A 16,183-nucleotide genomic window follows, 5' to 3' on the forward strand; every position below is an offset into this window, starting at 1 on the left:
ATTATCTCGCAAAAGACTGTGGCACAATGGCTTTAATTCATTTAACAGATGTAGTTGGACTGCATAGGAAAACGTATGAGCAACTTAACCCAAGAGCTGATTGAATTACTCAGTTTAGAAAAAATTGAGGAAAATATTTATCGTGGGCAAAGCCGAAATTTGGTTGGTAAACGCGTATTTGGTGGGCAAGTATTGGGGCAGGCACTTCGCGCAGCATCTTACACCACTGACCGACCAGCACATTCTATGCATGCGTATTTTTTATTTGGTGGCGATATTAATGCCCCGATTATTTATGAAGTCGATCGTTTACGTGAAGGCAAAAGTTTTGTGAGTCGTCAGGTGCGTGCTATTCAACATGGGCGCTTAATTTTTACCGCCATGATTTCATTTGCCGAGTCTGAAGAAGGCTTAGAATATCAGCAACACATGCCCGATTATCCATTGCCAGACACCTTAAAAAATGAACAAGAATTAAAACAGGGCTTGCTTGAATTTGTGCCTGAAAATGTGCGTGCAAGTTTCATGCGTGAACGTCATGTCGAATTGCGTCCGATTCACAGCGTGAATAATTTCTTTAGACCCCAGCCAGAGTCGCCAGAATATGCACATTACGTGCGTACGCACCAAAGCATTCCAGAAGACCAAAACACTATTGCCTTGCATCAAGCAATTATTGCCTTTTATTCAGACTTTACCTTGATGACTACGGCATTGCGTCCACACGGCTTGAATTATTTATCGCCAAGTTTACAGTGTGCCAGTATTGATCATACCATTTATTTCCATCGTGCTTTAAAAGCAGATCAATGGATGCTGTACGATATGAATGCCACCGTCACCGCAAATTCGCGTGGACTCAACTTTGGCCGCATGTGGCAAAATGGCGAATTGGTCTGTAGTACGGTTCAAGAAGGTCTAATTCGTTTACGTGAAATAGAAACGCAGTAAAAGTGCAAAGCAAACACTCGATTCTGAGTCTGGCTCATGCCATATTATCAGCATGATATGAAAACATGGATTGGCATGAGCTTAAATACACAAATTTTACTTGCCGCATTGATCGGCATTTTTTTTGGCTTACTTCTTCGTTTGTATCCCGATAGCGTTTTTTTTAACCAAAGTATTTATGTTTTAACGCTGATTAGCGGCATATTTATTGGGTTTTTAAAAATGCTGTTGGTGCCACTGGTATTTTCATCCATTGTGGTTGGGGTGGCGAGTTTAGAGTCGGGGCATCAATTGGGTAAAGTCTGGAAATTTACCTTAATGTGCAGCTTTGTGACCATGAGTCTGTCGTTATGTTTGGGCTTAATGTGTGCGCATATTTTTGAAGTGGGCAAGGGGTTAGATGTTGCCATCTTCCAAACGGCCATGCAGCAACATCAACCCGATGTACAATCTTTAGATGCCTCGTCATTTTTAATGAACTTTGTGCAAAACACCTTAATTAATCCCTTTAAAGCTTTTAGTGATGGCAATGTATTATCGGTGGTTATTTTTGCCATGCTGATCGGCTTGGCGTTGGTTTATGGCGGTGCACGTTTCCAATCCATTCGCAACTTAAGCCAAGAATTTTTTGATCTGGTCATGCTGTTGGTCAGTTGGGTGATGAAACTTGCTCCGCTTGGCATTTTAGCCTTACTTGCCAAATTAATTGCCAAGGAAGATTTATCTATTTTAAGCCGAGTGGCTGAATTTGCTGCGGTGGTGACGGGGACTACCATCTTTCATGGGGCAATTGTGCTGCCATTATTGTTATGGATCTTTGGCAAAATGTCGCCGTTTACCTTCTTTAAAGGCACACGTTTGGCATTAATTACCGCATTTGCTACCAGCTCAAGTTCTGCCACCATGCCATTAAGCTTAAAATGTGCGCAAGAAAATTTAGGCGTTCGTCCGCAAATTGCAGGATTTGTCATTCCGCTAGGATCGCATTTAAATATGGATGGCACGGCTTTGTATGAAGCTGCTGCTGCGTTATTTGTGGCAAATTTAATGGGGCTAGATTTGCATTTAGGGCAACAAATTATTGTGTGCTTAACCGCCATGATTGCTTCACTTGGCGCACCGGGCATCCCAAGTGCCGGTATGGTGACCATGATTATGGTTTTGCAATCGGTCGGTTTGCCTGCTGAAGCGATTGCTATTTTATTACCGATTGACCGAATTCTCGATACCGTTCGTACGGTGGTGAATGTGCAAGGTGATATGATGGTGAGTGTGGTGGTCGATCGTTATACCCGCACTGACGAAAACGCCTTGCAGGTGCGTTTTGATTCTTAAGGTTTAATCAAAGATATTCGACAAAAAGAGGGACGAAAGCAGCTCCAGTCCTTCTGTTGATTAAAGATAATCTGTGTTTATTTCATCTGCTGATAGATAGATTTACATAAATCGGCAAGATGAGATAAAACAGATACCCGAGGTAACAAGTTAAAATAAAAAATAAGTTGCAAATGAAAACATTTCTCATTTATTATAGTGCCACTTAATTGTCCACCCAAATTAATATGCTGTTTTCGTACTGATGTTTTAATCAGCCAATAACCAAGCATATGCCACAGGTCATTATGGTGCTATGAGTCACTCTACCGTATTTAACGAACATCAACCCGATAGTGGTATGAAAAAAAAGTTAATCATTGCTTTAGTTGCAGTTGTTGTTGGGCATCTTGGGGTACTTTGGACACTCAGTCACATGAAAGTCCGAGAAATCAAACCAATTCACAAAGAGCCATTAAAAGTTCGGTTTGTTAAGATTCAGCCACCTCCTGCACCGCCAAAACCAAAAGAGCTTCCTAAGCCAAAACCAAAACCGGTTAAAGAGGTTAAAATTGTCAAACAGCAGTTGCCTCCGCCACCGAAAAAAGTAGAGAAAGTAGAAAAGGTCAAAGCTGAAACACCAAAACAAGTGGTACAACAACCGGTAGTGAAGCCACCTATTTCTAGTACCACTGTTTCTGAAACCAAAACAGTAGTTAAACCCGCAGATCCGGCGCCAGTCAAACCTGTGGTACAACCTTCACCGCCTGCAGAGAAATCTACAAAAAGTGTGGCGATTGGTGGTTCGGGTGTGCAGTGGAGTCGTAGTCCCCGAGTCAATGTCTCATCTTCAGATTTAAAAGGTTCACCACGTTCTGTTGTTGTCGCCATTAGTGCGGACGAAAAAGGGGTGGTGACCTCTGTTCGAATTGTAAAAAGTAGCGGTCTTTCAGATTTAGACGATAAAATTGTCAAAGCTGTGCGGAACGCCAAATTTAAACCTTATAAAGAAAATGGTGTTGCCTATCCAATTCAGGCCAATCAACCATTTGACTTAAATTAATTCAATTAACGGCTAACTCAATTAGGAGTTCGAGTATATGAACTTTTCAGTTTATTGGCAGAATGCAGATGCTGTCAGCAAGACCCTCTATTTCGTTTTAATTGCCATGTCCATTGTGACTTGGACAGTTTTCATTTTACGTTTAATGGGTACGCGACAGTTAAAGCAACAAGCTTATGCTCAGTTGGAACGTGCTTTAACTCAGCTTAAAGCAAAATTACAACCGTTGTCGTTTGAACAGCGTAAAGCCGTTGCAGAACAGGCGCTCCTTCGTCAAATTTCTGAAGAAAAAACTGCTGCAGAAAAAGGCATTTCTATTTTAGGAACGACGGCATCAATTGCACCGTTTGTGGGTTTGTTCGGAACAGTTTGGGGGATTTTTCATGCCCTAGTTGCTGTGGGTCAAACTGGTCAAGCTGGACTTGCGCAAGTGGCAACGCCTGTAGGTGAAGCCTTAATTATGACCGGTTTAGGTCTGTCAGTCGCTATTCCTGCAGTATTGGCATATAACATTTGTGTACGTGCCAATCGTGCTTTAGCGCATGCATTGCAAGACAAAGCACATACTTTGTTAATTGACACCATGTTGCAGCAAGAAACCGCTAGCACACAAACAGATCGCAAAGCAGTCGAACAAAGCTATGCGGGAGGTCAAGCGTAATGGCTTTTCAATTGGGTGAAGATAACGATGCTGGTATGAATGAGATGAACCTCATTCCATTGATTGATATCATGCTGGTTTTGATGATTATTTTCTTGGTTACAGCAACTGTTGCGAATCCATCAATTCCGCTGACTTTACCCAAAACGACAGCGGAAATTACGACACCGCCACCAAAAGCAATTACCGTCAGCATTAATGCCAAAGGTGAAATTGCTTGGAATGATCAGGTTGTAACTTTGGATGATTTAGCACGTCGCTTCCAAGAAGAAGGCAAAGCTGATCAAAAACCAACAATTCAATTACGTGCCGACAAAGAGTCACGTTATGACACTGTTGCTCAAGTTATGTCACGTGCCAGCGAAGCCGGGCTGGGTGATATTGCTTTTGTTAGTCAAAACTAAGCTCAAACTATGCAATAAAAAATCAGCCAAATTGGCTGATTTTTTATTGGGTATTGTTTTATAAAAGCCGATTCTAAGCATGTGATCTGATGGTGTTATTATTCATCAATTTTAGATTATTAGCGTTCGAATATCAGTTTCATTGATAGATCACATAGTAAGTCACATTGGCTATTCATCACGAAAAAAATTGATTAAGTGATCATCTGTTTTCTAGTCAAATTCTGATTGACCTTGTTATTGGCGTATATCATGCTTACATGATGGCTTTTTAACATCGTGTGGTTTGATCTTTAAAATCAGAAAAGATCACTGATCTGAATGACAGGATTTGGTTTGGCGTAAAGCTTGTCACTAAAACTCTATAGATATGGATTCAACCGCAAAAAAAAAGCCCATTAAAAAATGGGCTTGCTCGATTTTAGCTTAGTTAGCTTAGCGCGAAGGCAGTTTTCTGGCATTCTTAATCATAACTTCAAGGCGGTCACGATGGTGCTGTAAGCGTTGTTCAATCAATTGAAACTCAAGTTTTAGCTTATGATCCATTTGGTGGATTTTTTCAGTCATCGCGGCTTTTTTGGCTTGGATTTCTTGTTCTTTTAATTTACTCCAATCATTGAGCGTATGCGAAAAGGCATCGGCTTCTTGGGAGATTTTCAATTTTAAGGCGGCAATATCTTCGCTAATATCTAAACCATAAACCGCAAGATCTTGCTCTGCATATTTAAATTTCATGGCAAGTTCAGCTTTTTTAATATTAAAACTTGGAATACGGCGTAAATTTTTGGCTAATCCTAGTTTAGCACAACTCCAAATGAGCCATTTGGTTGGATCATATTGCCACCATTTTACGCCATTACGATAATCGTATTGGAAAATGTGGTGATAGTTATGATATCCCTCACCCCAAGTGGCAATCGCTAACCAAAAATTATCACGCGCTGTGTTTTCATCGGTATATGGACGTTTGCCAAACATATGGCAGAGCGAATTAATAAAAAAAGTGACATGGTGACTGAGAATGAGACGCACAAGTCCACCCAATAAAATCACGCCCCATAAATCGCCTACAGCCCAACCGATTCCACCCAAAATAACCACATGCACAGCAATAACCAGTGTAACGTAGTATTTATCTTGGAACATGACCACTTTGTCATTTAACAAGTCGGGTGCATTTTTATAGTTTGCCTTGGCTGCTGGATAATCGCGGATCATCCATCCTAAATGTGCATACCAAAAACCATTGTTAATAGAATAAGGATCTTGCTCTACATCATCGACATGGCGGTGGTGAGTACGATGTCCCGATGCCCAGTACAAAATACTATTTTGCACGGCAAAGGTTCCCCCAAACATGAGTAGGATTTTAAGTGGTAGCGATGCCTCGTAAGCACGATGCGCCCATAAACGATGATAACCCGCAGTAATACTTAAGCTACTTAGCGCTAAAAGTAAAAATAGGCTAATCCATGCGCCTAATGTGAAATCGTGATGATAGGCATATAACGGGATTGCAATTAGGGCGGCAATAGGCGTTCCTAGCAACGTAATGGCAGCAGTCCAGTTAATTGGGGCTTTGGGCAGGGGAGTCATTGTTCACGACACTCCTCAAATGTGAATAAGAGAACCTTTAGAACACAGCTTAAGGTATATACGGTTTATTCTGTGTGGCAGAATGCAACCTTTGTTGAATATTATACACTTGTATTTTTAAAGCGAAATAAAAAATACACGCTTGGGTGTTCTATTTTCATCTTACCTTATTGTTGTAGTTCGTGGAGCATTATTTTGGGGTGATCTGTAATCAAACCTTGTACGCCCCAGTCGCGTAATTGCTTTGCACGGTCTACCTGATTCACCGTCCAAACGCTGCTTTTTAGTGCTGCCTGATGTGTTTGTGCAATACGTTGTTTTGTGGCAAGTTTATTTGACCAGCCAATACGGTCACAGCCTAATTTAAGTGCTGTTTCGATACCGCGTTCGGGATGCTTTTCTAGCAGTAATCCACGTTTAAAGTGGGTTTGGTGTTGTTGAAGTACGGTTAAAATTTTTGTATCAAAACTTGTAATCGTGGCCTGAGTTTCAAAGCCTGCCAATGCATTTATTAACAATGGAACAATTTGTTCGGCTGCGGCTTGGTTGGCCACCGCTTTGACTTCAACTTCAATATGCTTAAAGTGTTGAATGCGTGTTAAGACTTCTGGCAGGGTTGGGGTGAGTTCTGGGGTTGGCCAACTTGGCCATTCAATACGATGGTCAAATTTATTGTGTTCGGTTGTGCTGTATTGCGCAACGGGTTTATTTAGCCCCGTTGTGCGCTTAAAGTTATCATCGTGCATTACAATTAAAGATAAATCTTTGAGTTGGCGTACATCAAACTCTACGGCGTGTATGCCTAAATTTGCTAAATATTGAAATCCACCTAAAGTATTTTCAGGTGCTTCGCCTCGCGCCCCACGATGACCAATAATTTGCATTTTTTCTGCCTGTATTTCTTGAATTAAATAAGTATCTGCTTAATGTGTGTCACTAATATTTTTTTGCCATAAAACTTCTATACCACCTTGCTGGGTTTGTAAACAGCGTGAAGCTACAAATAGCCAATCCGATAAGCGATTTAATAACTGTAGCGCGTTGTTTTGAATATTTTGGTCGCGCTGTTGGAGTGAAAATAAGCTGCGTTCTGCACGTCTGCAGACTGCGCGTGCTTGATGCGCGTAGCTACAAGCTAAATTTCCTGAAGGCAAAATAAACTCTTTAAGCATGGGGAGTGACTCATTCATGCGGTCGATATCTTGTTCTAGATAATCAATGCTTGTAGCTTTTAATAAGGTATAGTTTGGAATACAGACTTCACCGCCTAAGTCGAACAACCAATGCTGAATCAGGCTTAAGCGTTCATCCCAGTTAGATGAATCTTTCATTGGGCTGTTTTGAATCTGCGCGCGTAGCACGCCAATGATTGCATTCAGCTCATCAATTTCACCTAAAGTGTGAATGCGTAAATCATCTTTATTTACGCGAGATCCATCCCCCAAACCCGTGGTGCCTGAATCGCCAGTACGAGTATAAATTTTACTTAAGCGATGTCCCATAAATATTCCATAAAAAAAAGGATAATGTTTTGGAGACCATTATCCTAAAAAAGCGCTGTTTCGACTATGTTTAAATGAAGTTTTAATAACGTAAGGTGATTCCTACAGATGCTTGGCGACCGCCGTTAACATATTGCGAGCCAAAATCGTTAACAACGATATTTTGTATATCACCAATATTTTGAATATTGGTGAAAATTTTTACATTTTGATTCACATTCCAAAAGGCATTTAGATCAATTGTGGCAAAACCTGAAATTTTAATGTCTGCATCACTGGTATTCGCCTTTGAGCGAGAAATTAGTGCGGCATTGACGCCATAAACGCCATCATCGTAGCCTGCTGTGAATGTGTAGGTTTGGCGAGGGCGATATGCAGCATCTAATTGAGTCGCTTTATTTTGTGCTTTGGTATAAGCATATTCAGCATTTGCAAATAAAGCGTCATGTGACCATTTAAAGCCAACTTCAGCACCTTGAATCGTTGCCTTGTTGATGTTTATGTAGGTTGTTTTTCCATCTATTTTACCAGAGCTAATCATGTTCTTAACATAGGTAGAATATGCAGAAATATAAGCCGATAAGCCGTAATTTAGTTTTTGATCTAGACCAATTTCATAAGAGGTGCTTTCTTCTGGTTTTAGATTTGGATTACTGTAAAAAGTATAGCCATAAGAACCGTATAAGTTTTCAAGTGTTGGTGCTTTAAACGCTGTACCAATATTGGTATAGATACTTGTCAGCGGTAGGAGTTGATAGCGTGCTGCAATCTGCCCTACAGTATGCTGGCCAAACCAATCATTGTCTTCTAAGCGAATGCCGGCTTGAGTGTTAAAGCCATTATTTTGATATTGATGTTGTAAATAGTAACCTGTCGTGTTGATCGTACGTACAGCTTCGGGCGAAGATGATGCATCGTACTTTGATTTGCTCTCTGTGATGCCCACTAAAATGTTTTGATGCGCTGTAAACTTCCAAACAGCGTTTAAATCGCCTTCATTTGTTTCAGTATTGTAGTGGCTCGTTGCGGGTTGAAATGTTTGCCAATCTGTCTCTGTTGATTCACTGATGTTCTTTATATTTGAATAACGTGCATTGATTTTAACATCAGGGTTGAATTGGTATGACGCTAACCAATTAATCAATTGATTTTTAAAATCACGGTTACCGGTATTGGTGCCTACGTTGTAATCTAAATAATTGTTGATACCTTGGTTTTCATCAATTGCAAGGCTGGTATCTAAGGCATCATTTTTATAACCGAACTTAGCGTGATAGCCTTTTTGATCAAAGCCGGCTTTATCATTTTTCTTTTGGTTACTTAATATTCGTGTTCCATCCGACTCTAAACGTTGTCCGCCGACTTGTGTATAGAAGCCTGAAGCATCAACATAGTTTGCATTTATAATCGACTTATATGTGCTGTTCTCACCATAAATGCCTGTTAAATTGACACCCGATTTAGTTGGTGTTTTTGAGATTAAATTGATGACACCACTAATTGCATCAGATCCATATTGTACCGATGCAGGGCCTTTTAAAATTTCAATCTGATCGACATCGGTTAAATCTATGAATTCTGGTGCAACAGGCGCGAAACTATTTTGTGTATTTAAACGCGCACCATTTTTTAATAATAATGTTGACCCTGTTCGACCACCACGTAGCGATAGATCTGTCCCTTGCCCTAATCCACCATTTTGTTTGATATAAATGGAAGCATCTCTTTGCAAAACGTCAGACAGATTCAAAGCTGGATTTTTATCAATCTCACTTTTTGAAATCACTGTCATTCGTGCAGGCACCTGACTGATTTTTTCTTCAGTTTTCGAGGCGGTCACCACAATCGGGTCAAGCTGTAAAGATGACGTGTTGGTATTTTCTGCCTGCGCAGCGGTACTCAACCCCATAGCAAACGCAACAGCGCTCACCAACGTGGTCGGCTTTAAAATAGACATAAGTTAATTCATTCCACACATTCACGCCCCGTAAATGCTTAATAGACCTTAGTGACAAGCAGGTATCCGGACTCTCAACTGAACGAAAGCAACCTATAGCGTCTTCCCATTTTGAATAAACAGTGACGTTAGCATATAAGCTAAATAGGCGCGTATTGATAACCGTTGCGGGGGCAGTGTTGGACTTTCACCAACTTCCCTGAACTTGAAACATTGAATGTTGCATAGTATATGTTTTTTACAACATTGAAACAATCGAATCGAAGATGGAACTGTTGTAAACAGACTAGCTTTTCAAGTTCAAATTAAGTTTTAATGCCTCATACCCTCAACACGTACAATGAAATCAAGCGCCATGAGAACCAGAGTTAAAATTTGTGGAATTACCCGAGTTGAAGATGTCAAACATGTGGTTGAAGCTGGTGCAGATGCCATTGGCTTCGTCTTTTATCCACCGAGTCCACGTTCGGTCAATGCGCGTCAGGCACAGCAGTTGGTTGCACATATCCCTGCCTATGTTCAGGTGGTTGGGTTATTTGTCAATGCAAATGCAACGGAGATAGCGCAGGTTCTAAATGTTGTTGCTTTGGATATTTTACAATTTCATGGCGATGAAACACCCGCAGAATGCCAAGCCATTGCCAAACAAACGCAGCGCCGTTGGTATAAAGCCATTCAAGTGAAACCCGATTTAGATTTAATAAATGAAATTCAACGCTACCAACAGGCAGGCGCAAGTGCTATCTTACTAGACGCTTGGCACCCTGACTTAAAAGGCGGCACGGGCGCACAGTTTGATTGGTCACAGTTTCCAAAACTTGATATTCCTTTAATCTTGGCAGGCGGATTAAGCCCTGACAATATTCAAACTGCGATTGAAACCACACAGGCTTATGCAGTCGATGTAAGTGGTGGTGTGGAATCTGCAAAAGGGATTAAAGACCAACAGCGTATCGAAAGATTTATGCAAGGAGTCCATTGTGGATCAGCAAAATGAAGTGATTGACTACACACAATATCCAGATGCCAGAGGGCACTTTGGTATTCATGGCGGGCGTTTTGTGTCAGAAACATTGATGGCTGCATTACAAGATTTAGAAAACTTGTATGGCCGAATGAAAAATGACGCACAATTCTTGGCAGAATTTGACCGTGATTTGGCCTATTACGTTGGCCGACCTAGTCCACTTTATCATGCTGAACGATGGTCTAAGCACCTTGGTGGTGCGCAAATTTATTTAAAACGTGAAGATTTGAACCATACCGGTTCGCATAAAGTCAATAACACCATTGGTCAGGCTTTGCTTGCCAAACTTTCGGGGAAAAAACGTATTATTGCCGAAACCGGTGCAGGACAACATGGTGTTGCAACGGCAACCATTGCGGCACGTTTAGGTCTTGAATGTGTGGTTTACATGGGCGCAGACGATGTAAAACGTCAAGCCATGAACGTGTACCGAATGCGTTTACTTGGCGCAACGGTGGTGCCTGTAGAAAGCGGATCAAAAACCCTAAAAGATGCATTAAACGAAGCGATGCGTGATTGGGTCAGTAATGTCGATAGCACCTATTACGTGATTGGAACGGTTGCCGGACCACATCCATACCCACAATTGGTACGTGATTTCCAATCGATTATTGGTCGTGAAGCACGTCAGCAAATTTTAGCGCAAGCGGGCCGCTTACCCGATGCATTGGTGGCCTGTGTCGGTGGTGGTTCGAATGCCATTGGTTTGTTCTATCCGTTCTTAAACGATACTACGGTCAATATGTACGGTGTTGAAGCCGCAGGCTATGGCATTGAAACCGGTAAACACTCTGCACCACTGAATGCCGGTCATGTGGGGGTTTTACATGGTAATCGTACTTATTTAATGAGTGATGCACAGGGTCAAATTATTGACACGCATAGTATTTCTGCAGGGCTAGATTATCCGGGTGTTGGTCCAGAGCACAGCTTCTTAAAAGATATGAATCGTGTGAATTATGTACCGATTAATGACGATGAAGCTTTACAAGGTTTCCGCGATTTAACCCAAATTGAAGGGATTATTCCTGCACTTGAAAGTGCGCATGCCATGGCGTATGTCACAAAACTTGCACCAACCTTGTCTAAAGACCAAATTATTGTTGCGACTGTTTCAGGGCGTGGCGATAAAGATTTAATGACGGTAGCACGTTTAGATGGTATCGAAATGGTTGATATGTAAATTTTATTGCTTGCCAAGAAAGCCTCAATATTGAGGCTTTCTTGGCTTTTATGTACTGCATTTCTTTAAGCGAACATAAAAACTTGATCTTAAAAATGAGCTGTTATGTAAGGCTTGATGTTTAATCTAGCGCAGCTGTTTAAGCGCTAATTATAGCTTTTGCTATTTTAAAAATAATTACGTATTTGTTTTATCTAATTGATTAAAAATATTTTTATTTAAAAACCATGCCCAAGTGAGCAGTTATGGAATGCTTAGAATCGCTTTAAATTAGGTATCTTTGATCATTGAGAAAAACCCTGAAATATTGATTAATGTAACTTGCGGATTGTTCCACAAATGTTGAATACAATCAGCAAAATATTGGCGCTGTGCAATGCATAAAAAATAGCGTTACAATGCGGTGTCGTGTCCAACACACAGCACAACTTTATTTTTTATGCAAGGAAAGTAAACCCTATGTCACGTCTAGCCACACGTTTTAATCAGCTTCAATCTCAACAGCGAAAAGCTTTGGTTTCTTATGTTATGGCGGGTGACCCTCATCCACATGTTACGGTTCCATTATTGCACCGTATGGTTGAGGCTGGTGTAGATGTCATTGAATTGGGCTTGCCTTTTTCAGATCCTATGGCGGATGGGCCAGTCATTGCGCTGGCAGCAGAACGTGCACTTGCAGGTGGCACCAATACTTTTGATGCTTTAGATATGGTAAAAAGCTTTCGTGAGCAAGATCAGGAAACTCCGGTTGTGCTTATGGGCTATTTAAATCCTGTTGAAGTGATTGGTTATGAAAACTTCGTGCAGCGTGCTGCGCAAAGTGGTGTAGATGGGATTCTTTTGGTCGATTTACCGCCAGAAGAAGCGGGCAGCTTAAATCAAGTGCTAAAACAACAGGGTTTAGACCAAATTTTCCTGCTTGCTCCAACATCAACCGATGAACGTATTCAACATGTAATTCAGCAAGCAAGTGGTTTTATTTACTACGTTTCACTAAAAGGGGTCACTGGTGCAGCGACCTTAGATACAGCAGAAGCCGCAGCGCGTATTGCTAAAATTAAAGCGCAAACGGCAGTTCCTGTGGGCGTGGGCTTTGGAATTAGTGATGCACAATCTGCAAAAGCCATGGGTGCTGTTGCAGATGCTGTAATTGTTGGAAGTGCTTTAGTTAAGCCTTTTGCAACCTTGCCACCAGAACAAGCCGCAGATCAAACGGTTAATAAAATCAAGGAGCTTCGAGCTGCGCTCGATGAGTGAATATGAATCAAGAAGTTAAAGCAAACAAAGTGCTAAACCCATCGACGCCGTGGACTGAACGTACTGTACCGGGAATTCGTGTGCCAGACGCACAAGAAACGTTCAAAGCTTCTTTTAGCGAACCTACGGTTGAATGTCCTGAATGTCATTCATTAACTACAGTTACGGCCATGTCGTTTAATGCCCATGTTTGTCCGCAATGTGACGAACATTTACGCATGAAAGCGCGCGATCGCTTAACTTGGTTTTTTGACAAAGTAACCACCGAATTAGGTCAAGAATTTGTAGCCAAAGATCCGCTACATTTTGTCGACAGCAAACCGTATCCAGTACGTATGCAAGAAGCACAAAAGAAAACCGGTGAAACCGAAGCTTTGGTGGTCATGCAAGGTGTACTTAAAAACGTACCGATGACAGCATGTGCTTTTGAATTTGACTTTATGGGCGGTTCAATGGGTACGGTCGTTGGTGACCGTTTTGTACAAGCTGCAGAAAGCGCGATTGCTAAAAAACAAGCTTTAATCTGTTTTGCCGCGTCAGGTGGTGCACGTATGCAAGAAGGCATGTTGTCTTTAATGCAAATGGCACGTACAGCCGCAGCGATTGAAAAAGTTAAAGCCGCAGGTCTGCCGTATATCGTGGTGTTAACCCATCCTGTTTATGGCGGAGTGACGGCATCTTTAGCCATGTTGGGCGATGTGCACATTGCTGAGCCGAAAGCCATGATTGGGTTTGCGGGTAAACGTGTGATTGAGCAAACTGTACGTGAAAAATTGGAAGAACCATTCCAACGTGCTGAATATTTGCTTGATCATGGTGTGGTCGATCAAATTGTTCATCGTCATGCATTACGTGATACTGTATGCAGAATAGTAAGTAAGCTGATGAACATCTAAATTGAATATCACACCACCGCTACAGTCTGATGATTTACTCACTTGGCTCAATTATTGGGGCCAAGTGCATGTAACAGGAATTGACCTAGGTTTAGACCGCGTCATTCCTGTTGCAGAACAGTTAAAAGTAACCAATCCCACTGCAAAAGTGATTACAGTTGCTGGCACCAATGGAAAAGGTTCAACCACCACCAGCATTGCTACAATTTTACAGCACGCAGGTTATAAGGTGGGCTTATACCAGTCGCCGCATATTTATCATTTTAATGAACGGGTTAAAATATCGGGTAAAGAAGCGGACGATCAAACTTTGATTGATGCTTTTGTGCAAGTAGATCAGGCTCGACGCGAATGCGGTTTGAGCCTGTCTTTTTTTGAGGCAACCACTTTGGCGGCCTTCCACATTTTTGCCCAAGCCGAATGTGATGTTTGGGTGTTAGAGGTGGGGCTCGGTGGGCGTTTAGATGTGGTGAATGTCATCGACCCAGACTTAGCGGTGATTACCAATATTGGTCTCGACCATGTCGATTGGTTGGGCGATACCATCGAAAAAATTGCCTTTGAAAAAGCCGGTATTATTCGTCAACATATTCCAGTTGTTTTTGCAGGTCAACAAACCCTTCCACAAGCCATTCAAGATAAAGCAGAACAAGAACAAGCGCCACTTTATGTGCTGAATCGAGATTATTTTTATCGTGAAAATGACGATGCCACGTGGACATTTGCATCGCCTGCATCTACCTTAAAACTTCCACGCGGACATCTGGCCTTAGAAAATTTATCCACTGCGGTTGCTGCTGTGTTGCTCAGTGGTTTGCAGGTTTCTGATCAAGCCATTCAACGCGGTGTTGCCACTGCGAATATTGCCGGGCGTTTTGAAGTTCGCGAAATTCAAGCGAAAACCGTCATTTTTGATGCGGGGCATAATCCGCATGGTGTTGAATTTTTGTTAAAGCAATTGCAAAGATTCTTACAATGCAATAAACAGTACACAAATGTTGTTGCAGTTTTTTCCATGTTGGCAGATAAAGATATTGATGCCGTGGTACAGTTGTTAAAACCAATTGTTTCTGAATGGAAAATTGCTGAGCTAGATGTCCCTCGTGCTGCGAAGATTGAACAAATACAAAACGCATTGCAAGGAACTCAGACACAGCAGTTTAAACGTGTTGCTGAAGCATTTCAGATTGCCTTAGAACAAGTGCAGTCACATCAGCTTATTTTAGTTTGTGGATCGTTTCATACCTTAGAAGCGGTTTGGGAGTACATTGATCATGTCAATGAATAACAAACAACGTTGGATGGGTGGCGTTGTTTTATTAGGTGGTGGTGTTTTGTTGGCAGCATTGCTTTTTAAAGGGTCACAAGAATTAGGGCATAAAGACGCCGTGCCTGCTGTCCCTGCAAAAGAAGCGGTAAAACCTGCGGCCAAAGCTGGTGAAATGCAGGCCTTACAGCCATTAACTGTAGATGTTGAAACCGAAAAACGCTTATTGGAAGAACAACGGCGTGCGCGTGAACGTGCTGTGGCTGAGCAAGAAGCGCGTACCCAGCAATATTTAGCGCAGCAGCAGCAAGTTGAAGCTGATGCTGCACGCAAAGCGGCAGAAGAATATGCAGAAATTAATAAACGCCGAATGAAGCAGGATAATTCTGACAATATTCCACCGGACTTAGGTGGTGATAAAAGCAAATTAAAACCTGAAACCCCTGCAAAAGATACAAAAAAACCAACGGATGTAACGGCTCAAAAGCAAGCAGATGATGAGGCAAAACATAAAGCAGACGTGGCTGCTAAGAAAAAAGCAGAAGCCGAAGCGCAGCATAAAGCAGATTTAGCAGCCAAGAAAAAAGCCGATGAAGAAGCACAACGCAAAGCAGATTTGGCAGCCAAAAAGAAGGCTGAAAATGACGCGCAGCATAAGGCCGATTTAGAAGCCAAGAAACGTGCTGAAGCCAAGCACCAAGCTGAAGAAGACAAACAGGCAGAGTTAGCTGCGAAAAAAGCTGCAGATAAGAAAAAAGCCGATGCAGAAAAAGCCCGTAAAATGCTTGATGATGACGACCGTAAAAAGTGGATGGTACAAGTTGCTTTAGCGGGCAATCAGGCCAATGCCGATTCAATTGTCGCCAAGTTACGCGCCAAAGGCTATAAAGTCACGACCAGCCCAACCTCAAAAGGTATTCGTATTATGGTTGGCCCTGCAAAAGATCGAGATACAGCCGATGTAGCACGGAAGAAAATTCAGGCCGATGAAAGCTTGGGTATGAAATCTGCATGGGTGATTGATTGGGTGCCGCTCGATCAGCGCTAAATATTCGCAATCTAAAAAATAGTGGCATTTAATAGCCACTATTTTTTTTGCTTAATC

The 16,183-nt window shown here is 41.8% G+C and carries 15 protein-coding genes and 1 riboswitch; of the genes, 11 read left to right on the forward strand and 4 right to left on the reverse strand.

What is annotated here, in order from left to right; all coding sequences use genetic code 11:
• Nucleotides 1-75: 75 nt before the first annotated feature.
• The 5 genes from I2F62_RS10135 (at nt 76) to I2F62_RS10155 (ending at nt 4,393) form a co-directional block, all read left to right on the forward strand.
• A complete protein-coding gene (locus I2F62_RS10135) occupies nt 76-951 on the forward strand; it encodes an acyl-CoA thioesterase II (RefSeq protein WP_324626895.1) in 876 nt (291 codons plus the stop codon).
• Between the two features lie 57 nt (nt 952-1,008).
• The gene (locus I2F62_RS10140) at nt 1,009-2,286 is read left to right on the forward strand and encodes a dicarboxylate/amino acid:cation symporter (protein WP_324626920.1); all 1,278 of its coding nucleotides are present in this window, start codon (nt 1,009-1,011) and stop codon (nt 2,284-2,286) included.
• A 295-nt stretch (nt 2,287-2,581) separates the two neighbouring features.
• Nucleotides 2,582-3,328, forward strand: a complete 747-nt coding sequence (locus tag I2F62_RS10145) for a TonB family protein (protein ID WP_324626896.1) — start codon at nt 2,582-2,584, stop codon at nt 3,326-3,328.
• Nucleotides 3,329-3,365: 37 nt separating this feature from the next.
• Nucleotides 3,366-3,989 carry a MotA/TolQ/ExbB proton channel family protein gene (locus I2F62_RS10150; protein ID WP_324626897.1) on the forward strand — a complete coding sequence of 208 codons (624 nt, stop codon included), beginning with the start codon at nt 3,366-3,368 and terminating at the stop codon, nt 3,987-3,989.
• Nucleotides 3,989-4,393 (forward strand): biopolymer transporter ExbD, encoded by a 405-nt coding sequence (locus I2F62_RS10155; protein ID WP_324626898.1) that lies wholly within the window; start codon nt 3,989-3,991, stop codon nt 4,391-4,393. The genes I2F62_RS10150 and I2F62_RS10155 overlap by 1 nt, the downstream gene beginning before the upstream one ends.
• A 435-nt stretch (nt 4,394-4,828) precedes the next feature.
• Here the strand turns inward: I2F62_RS10155 and I2F62_RS10160 are convergent, their stop codons facing one another.
• From I2F62_RS10160 to I2F62_RS10175, 4 genes are all read right to left on the reverse strand, one after another.
• A complete protein-coding gene (locus tag I2F62_RS10160) occupies nt 4,829-5,989 on the reverse strand; it encodes an acyl-CoA desaturase (protein ID WP_324626899.1) in 1,161 nt (386 codons plus the stop codon).
• Between the two features lie 167 nt (nt 5,990-6,156).
• Nucleotides 6,157-6,873, reverse strand: coding sequence for a glycerophosphodiester phosphodiesterase (locus I2F62_RS10165; RefSeq protein WP_324626900.1), 717 nt, complete (start codon nt 6,871-6,873; stop codon nt 6,157-6,159).
• 39 nt (nt 6,874-6,912) lie between these two features.
• Nucleotides 6,913-7,491: a cob(I)yrinic acid a,c-diamide adenosyltransferase gene (locus I2F62_RS10170; RefSeq protein ID WP_324626901.1), complete on the reverse strand. Its 579-nt coding sequence runs from the start codon at nt 7,489-7,491 to the stop codon at nt 6,913-6,915.
• 82 nt (nt 7,492-7,573) lie between these two features.
• Complete coding sequence (locus tag I2F62_RS10175) at nt 7,574-9,448, reverse strand: TonB-dependent receptor plug domain-containing protein (RefSeq protein WP_324626902.1); 1,875 nt, start codon at nt 9,446-9,448, stop codon at nt 7,574-7,576.
• A 39-nt stretch (nt 9,449-9,487) separates the two neighbouring features.
• Nucleotides 9,488-9,691, reverse strand: a riboswitch (cobalamin riboswitch).
• Nucleotides 9,692-9,803: 112 nt separating this feature from the next.
• Between I2F62_RS10175 and I2F62_RS10180 the strand changes: the two genes are divergently transcribed.
• The 6 genes from I2F62_RS10180 (at nt 9,804) to I2F62_RS10205 (ending at nt 16,126) form a co-directional block, all read left to right on the forward strand.
• Entirely contained in the window at nt 9,804-10,445 is a 642-nt protein-coding gene (locus tag I2F62_RS10180; RefSeq protein WP_324626903.1) for a phosphoribosylanthranilate isomerase, read from the forward strand.
• Nucleotides 10,429-11,658, forward strand: coding sequence for a tryptophan synthase subunit beta (gene trpB / locus I2F62_RS10185; RefSeq protein WP_324626904.1), 1,230 nt, complete (start codon nt 10,429-10,431; stop codon nt 11,656-11,658). The genes I2F62_RS10180 and trpB overlap by 17 nt, the downstream gene beginning before the upstream one ends.
• Nucleotides 11,659-12,117: 459 nt before the next feature.
• Nucleotides 12,118-12,915, forward strand: coding sequence for a tryptophan synthase subunit alpha (gene trpA / locus I2F62_RS10190; RefSeq protein ID WP_324626905.1), 798 nt, complete (start codon nt 12,118-12,120; stop codon nt 12,913-12,915).
• Nucleotides 12,916-12,917: 2 nt separating this feature from the next.
• Nucleotides 12,918-13,811: an acetyl-CoA carboxylase, carboxyltransferase subunit beta gene (accD, locus tag I2F62_RS10195; protein WP_324626906.1), complete on the forward strand. Its 894-nt coding sequence runs from the start codon at nt 12,918-12,920 to the stop codon at nt 13,809-13,811.
• 1 nt (nt 13,812) lies between these two features.
• Complete coding sequence (folC, locus tag I2F62_RS10200) at nt 13,813-15,099, forward strand: bifunctional tetrahydrofolate synthase/dihydrofolate synthase (protein WP_324626907.1); 1,287 nt, start codon at nt 13,813-13,815, stop codon at nt 15,097-15,099.
• Entirely contained in the window at nt 15,086-16,126 is a 1,041-nt protein-coding gene (locus tag I2F62_RS10205; protein WP_324626908.1) for an SPOR domain-containing protein, read from the forward strand. Before folC ends, I2F62_RS10205 begins: the two co-directional genes overlap by 14 nt.
• The last annotated feature ends 57 nt before the right edge of the window (nt 16,127-16,183 follow it).

This window comes from Acinetobacter sp. MD2(2019) (genome assembly GCF_035615615.1).
GTDB lineage: Bacteria > Pseudomonadota > Gammaproteobacteria > Pseudomonadales > Moraxellaceae > Acinetobacter.

Coding starts and splice junctions, on each gene's coding strand:
- I2F62_RS10135 (WP_324626895.1), top strand. CDS start 76: ATGAGCAACTTAACCCAAGAGCTGATTGAATTACTCAGTTTAGAAAAA.
- I2F62_RS10140 (WP_324626920.1), top strand. CDS start 1,009: ATGAAAACATGGATTGGCATGAGCTTAAATACACAAATTTTACTTGCC.
- I2F62_RS10145 (WP_324626896.1), top strand. CDS start 2,582: ATGAGTCACTCTACCGTATTTAACGAACATCAACCCGATAGTGGTATG.
- I2F62_RS10150 (WP_324626897.1), top strand. CDS start 3,366: ATGAACTTTTCAGTTTATTGGCAGAATGCAGATGCTGTCAGCAAGACC.
- I2F62_RS10155 (WP_324626898.1), top strand. CDS start 3,989: ATGGCTTTTCAATTGGGTGAAGATAACGATGCTGGTATGAATGAGATG.
- I2F62_RS10160 (WP_324626899.1), bottom strand. CDS start 5,989: ATGACTCCCCTGCCCAAAGCCCCAATTAACTGGACTGCTGCCATTACG.
- I2F62_RS10165 (WP_324626900.1), bottom strand. CDS start 6,873: ATGCAAATTATTGGTCATCGTGGGGCGCGAGGCGAAGCACCTGAAAAT.
- I2F62_RS10170 (WP_324626901.1), bottom strand. CDS start 7,491: ATGGGACATCGCTTAAGTAAAATTTATACTCGTACTGGCGATTCAGGC.
- I2F62_RS10175 (WP_324626902.1), bottom strand. CDS start 9,448: ATGTCTATTTTAAAGCCGACCACGTTGGTGAGCGCTGTTGCGTTTGCT.
- I2F62_RS10180 (WP_324626903.1), top strand. CDS start 9,804: ATGAGAACCAGAGTTAAAATTTGTGGAATTACCCGAGTTGAAGATGTC.
- trpA (WP_324626905.1), top strand. CDS start 12,118: ATGTCACGTCTAGCCACACGTTTTAATCAGCTTCAATCTCAACAGCGA.
- accD (WP_324626906.1), top strand. CDS start 12,918: ATGAATCAAGAAGTTAAAGCAAACAAAGTGCTAAACCCATCGACGCCG.
- I2F62_RS10205 (WP_324626908.1), top strand. CDS start 15,086: ATGTCAATGAATAACAAACAACGTTGGATGGGTGGCGTTGTTTTATTA.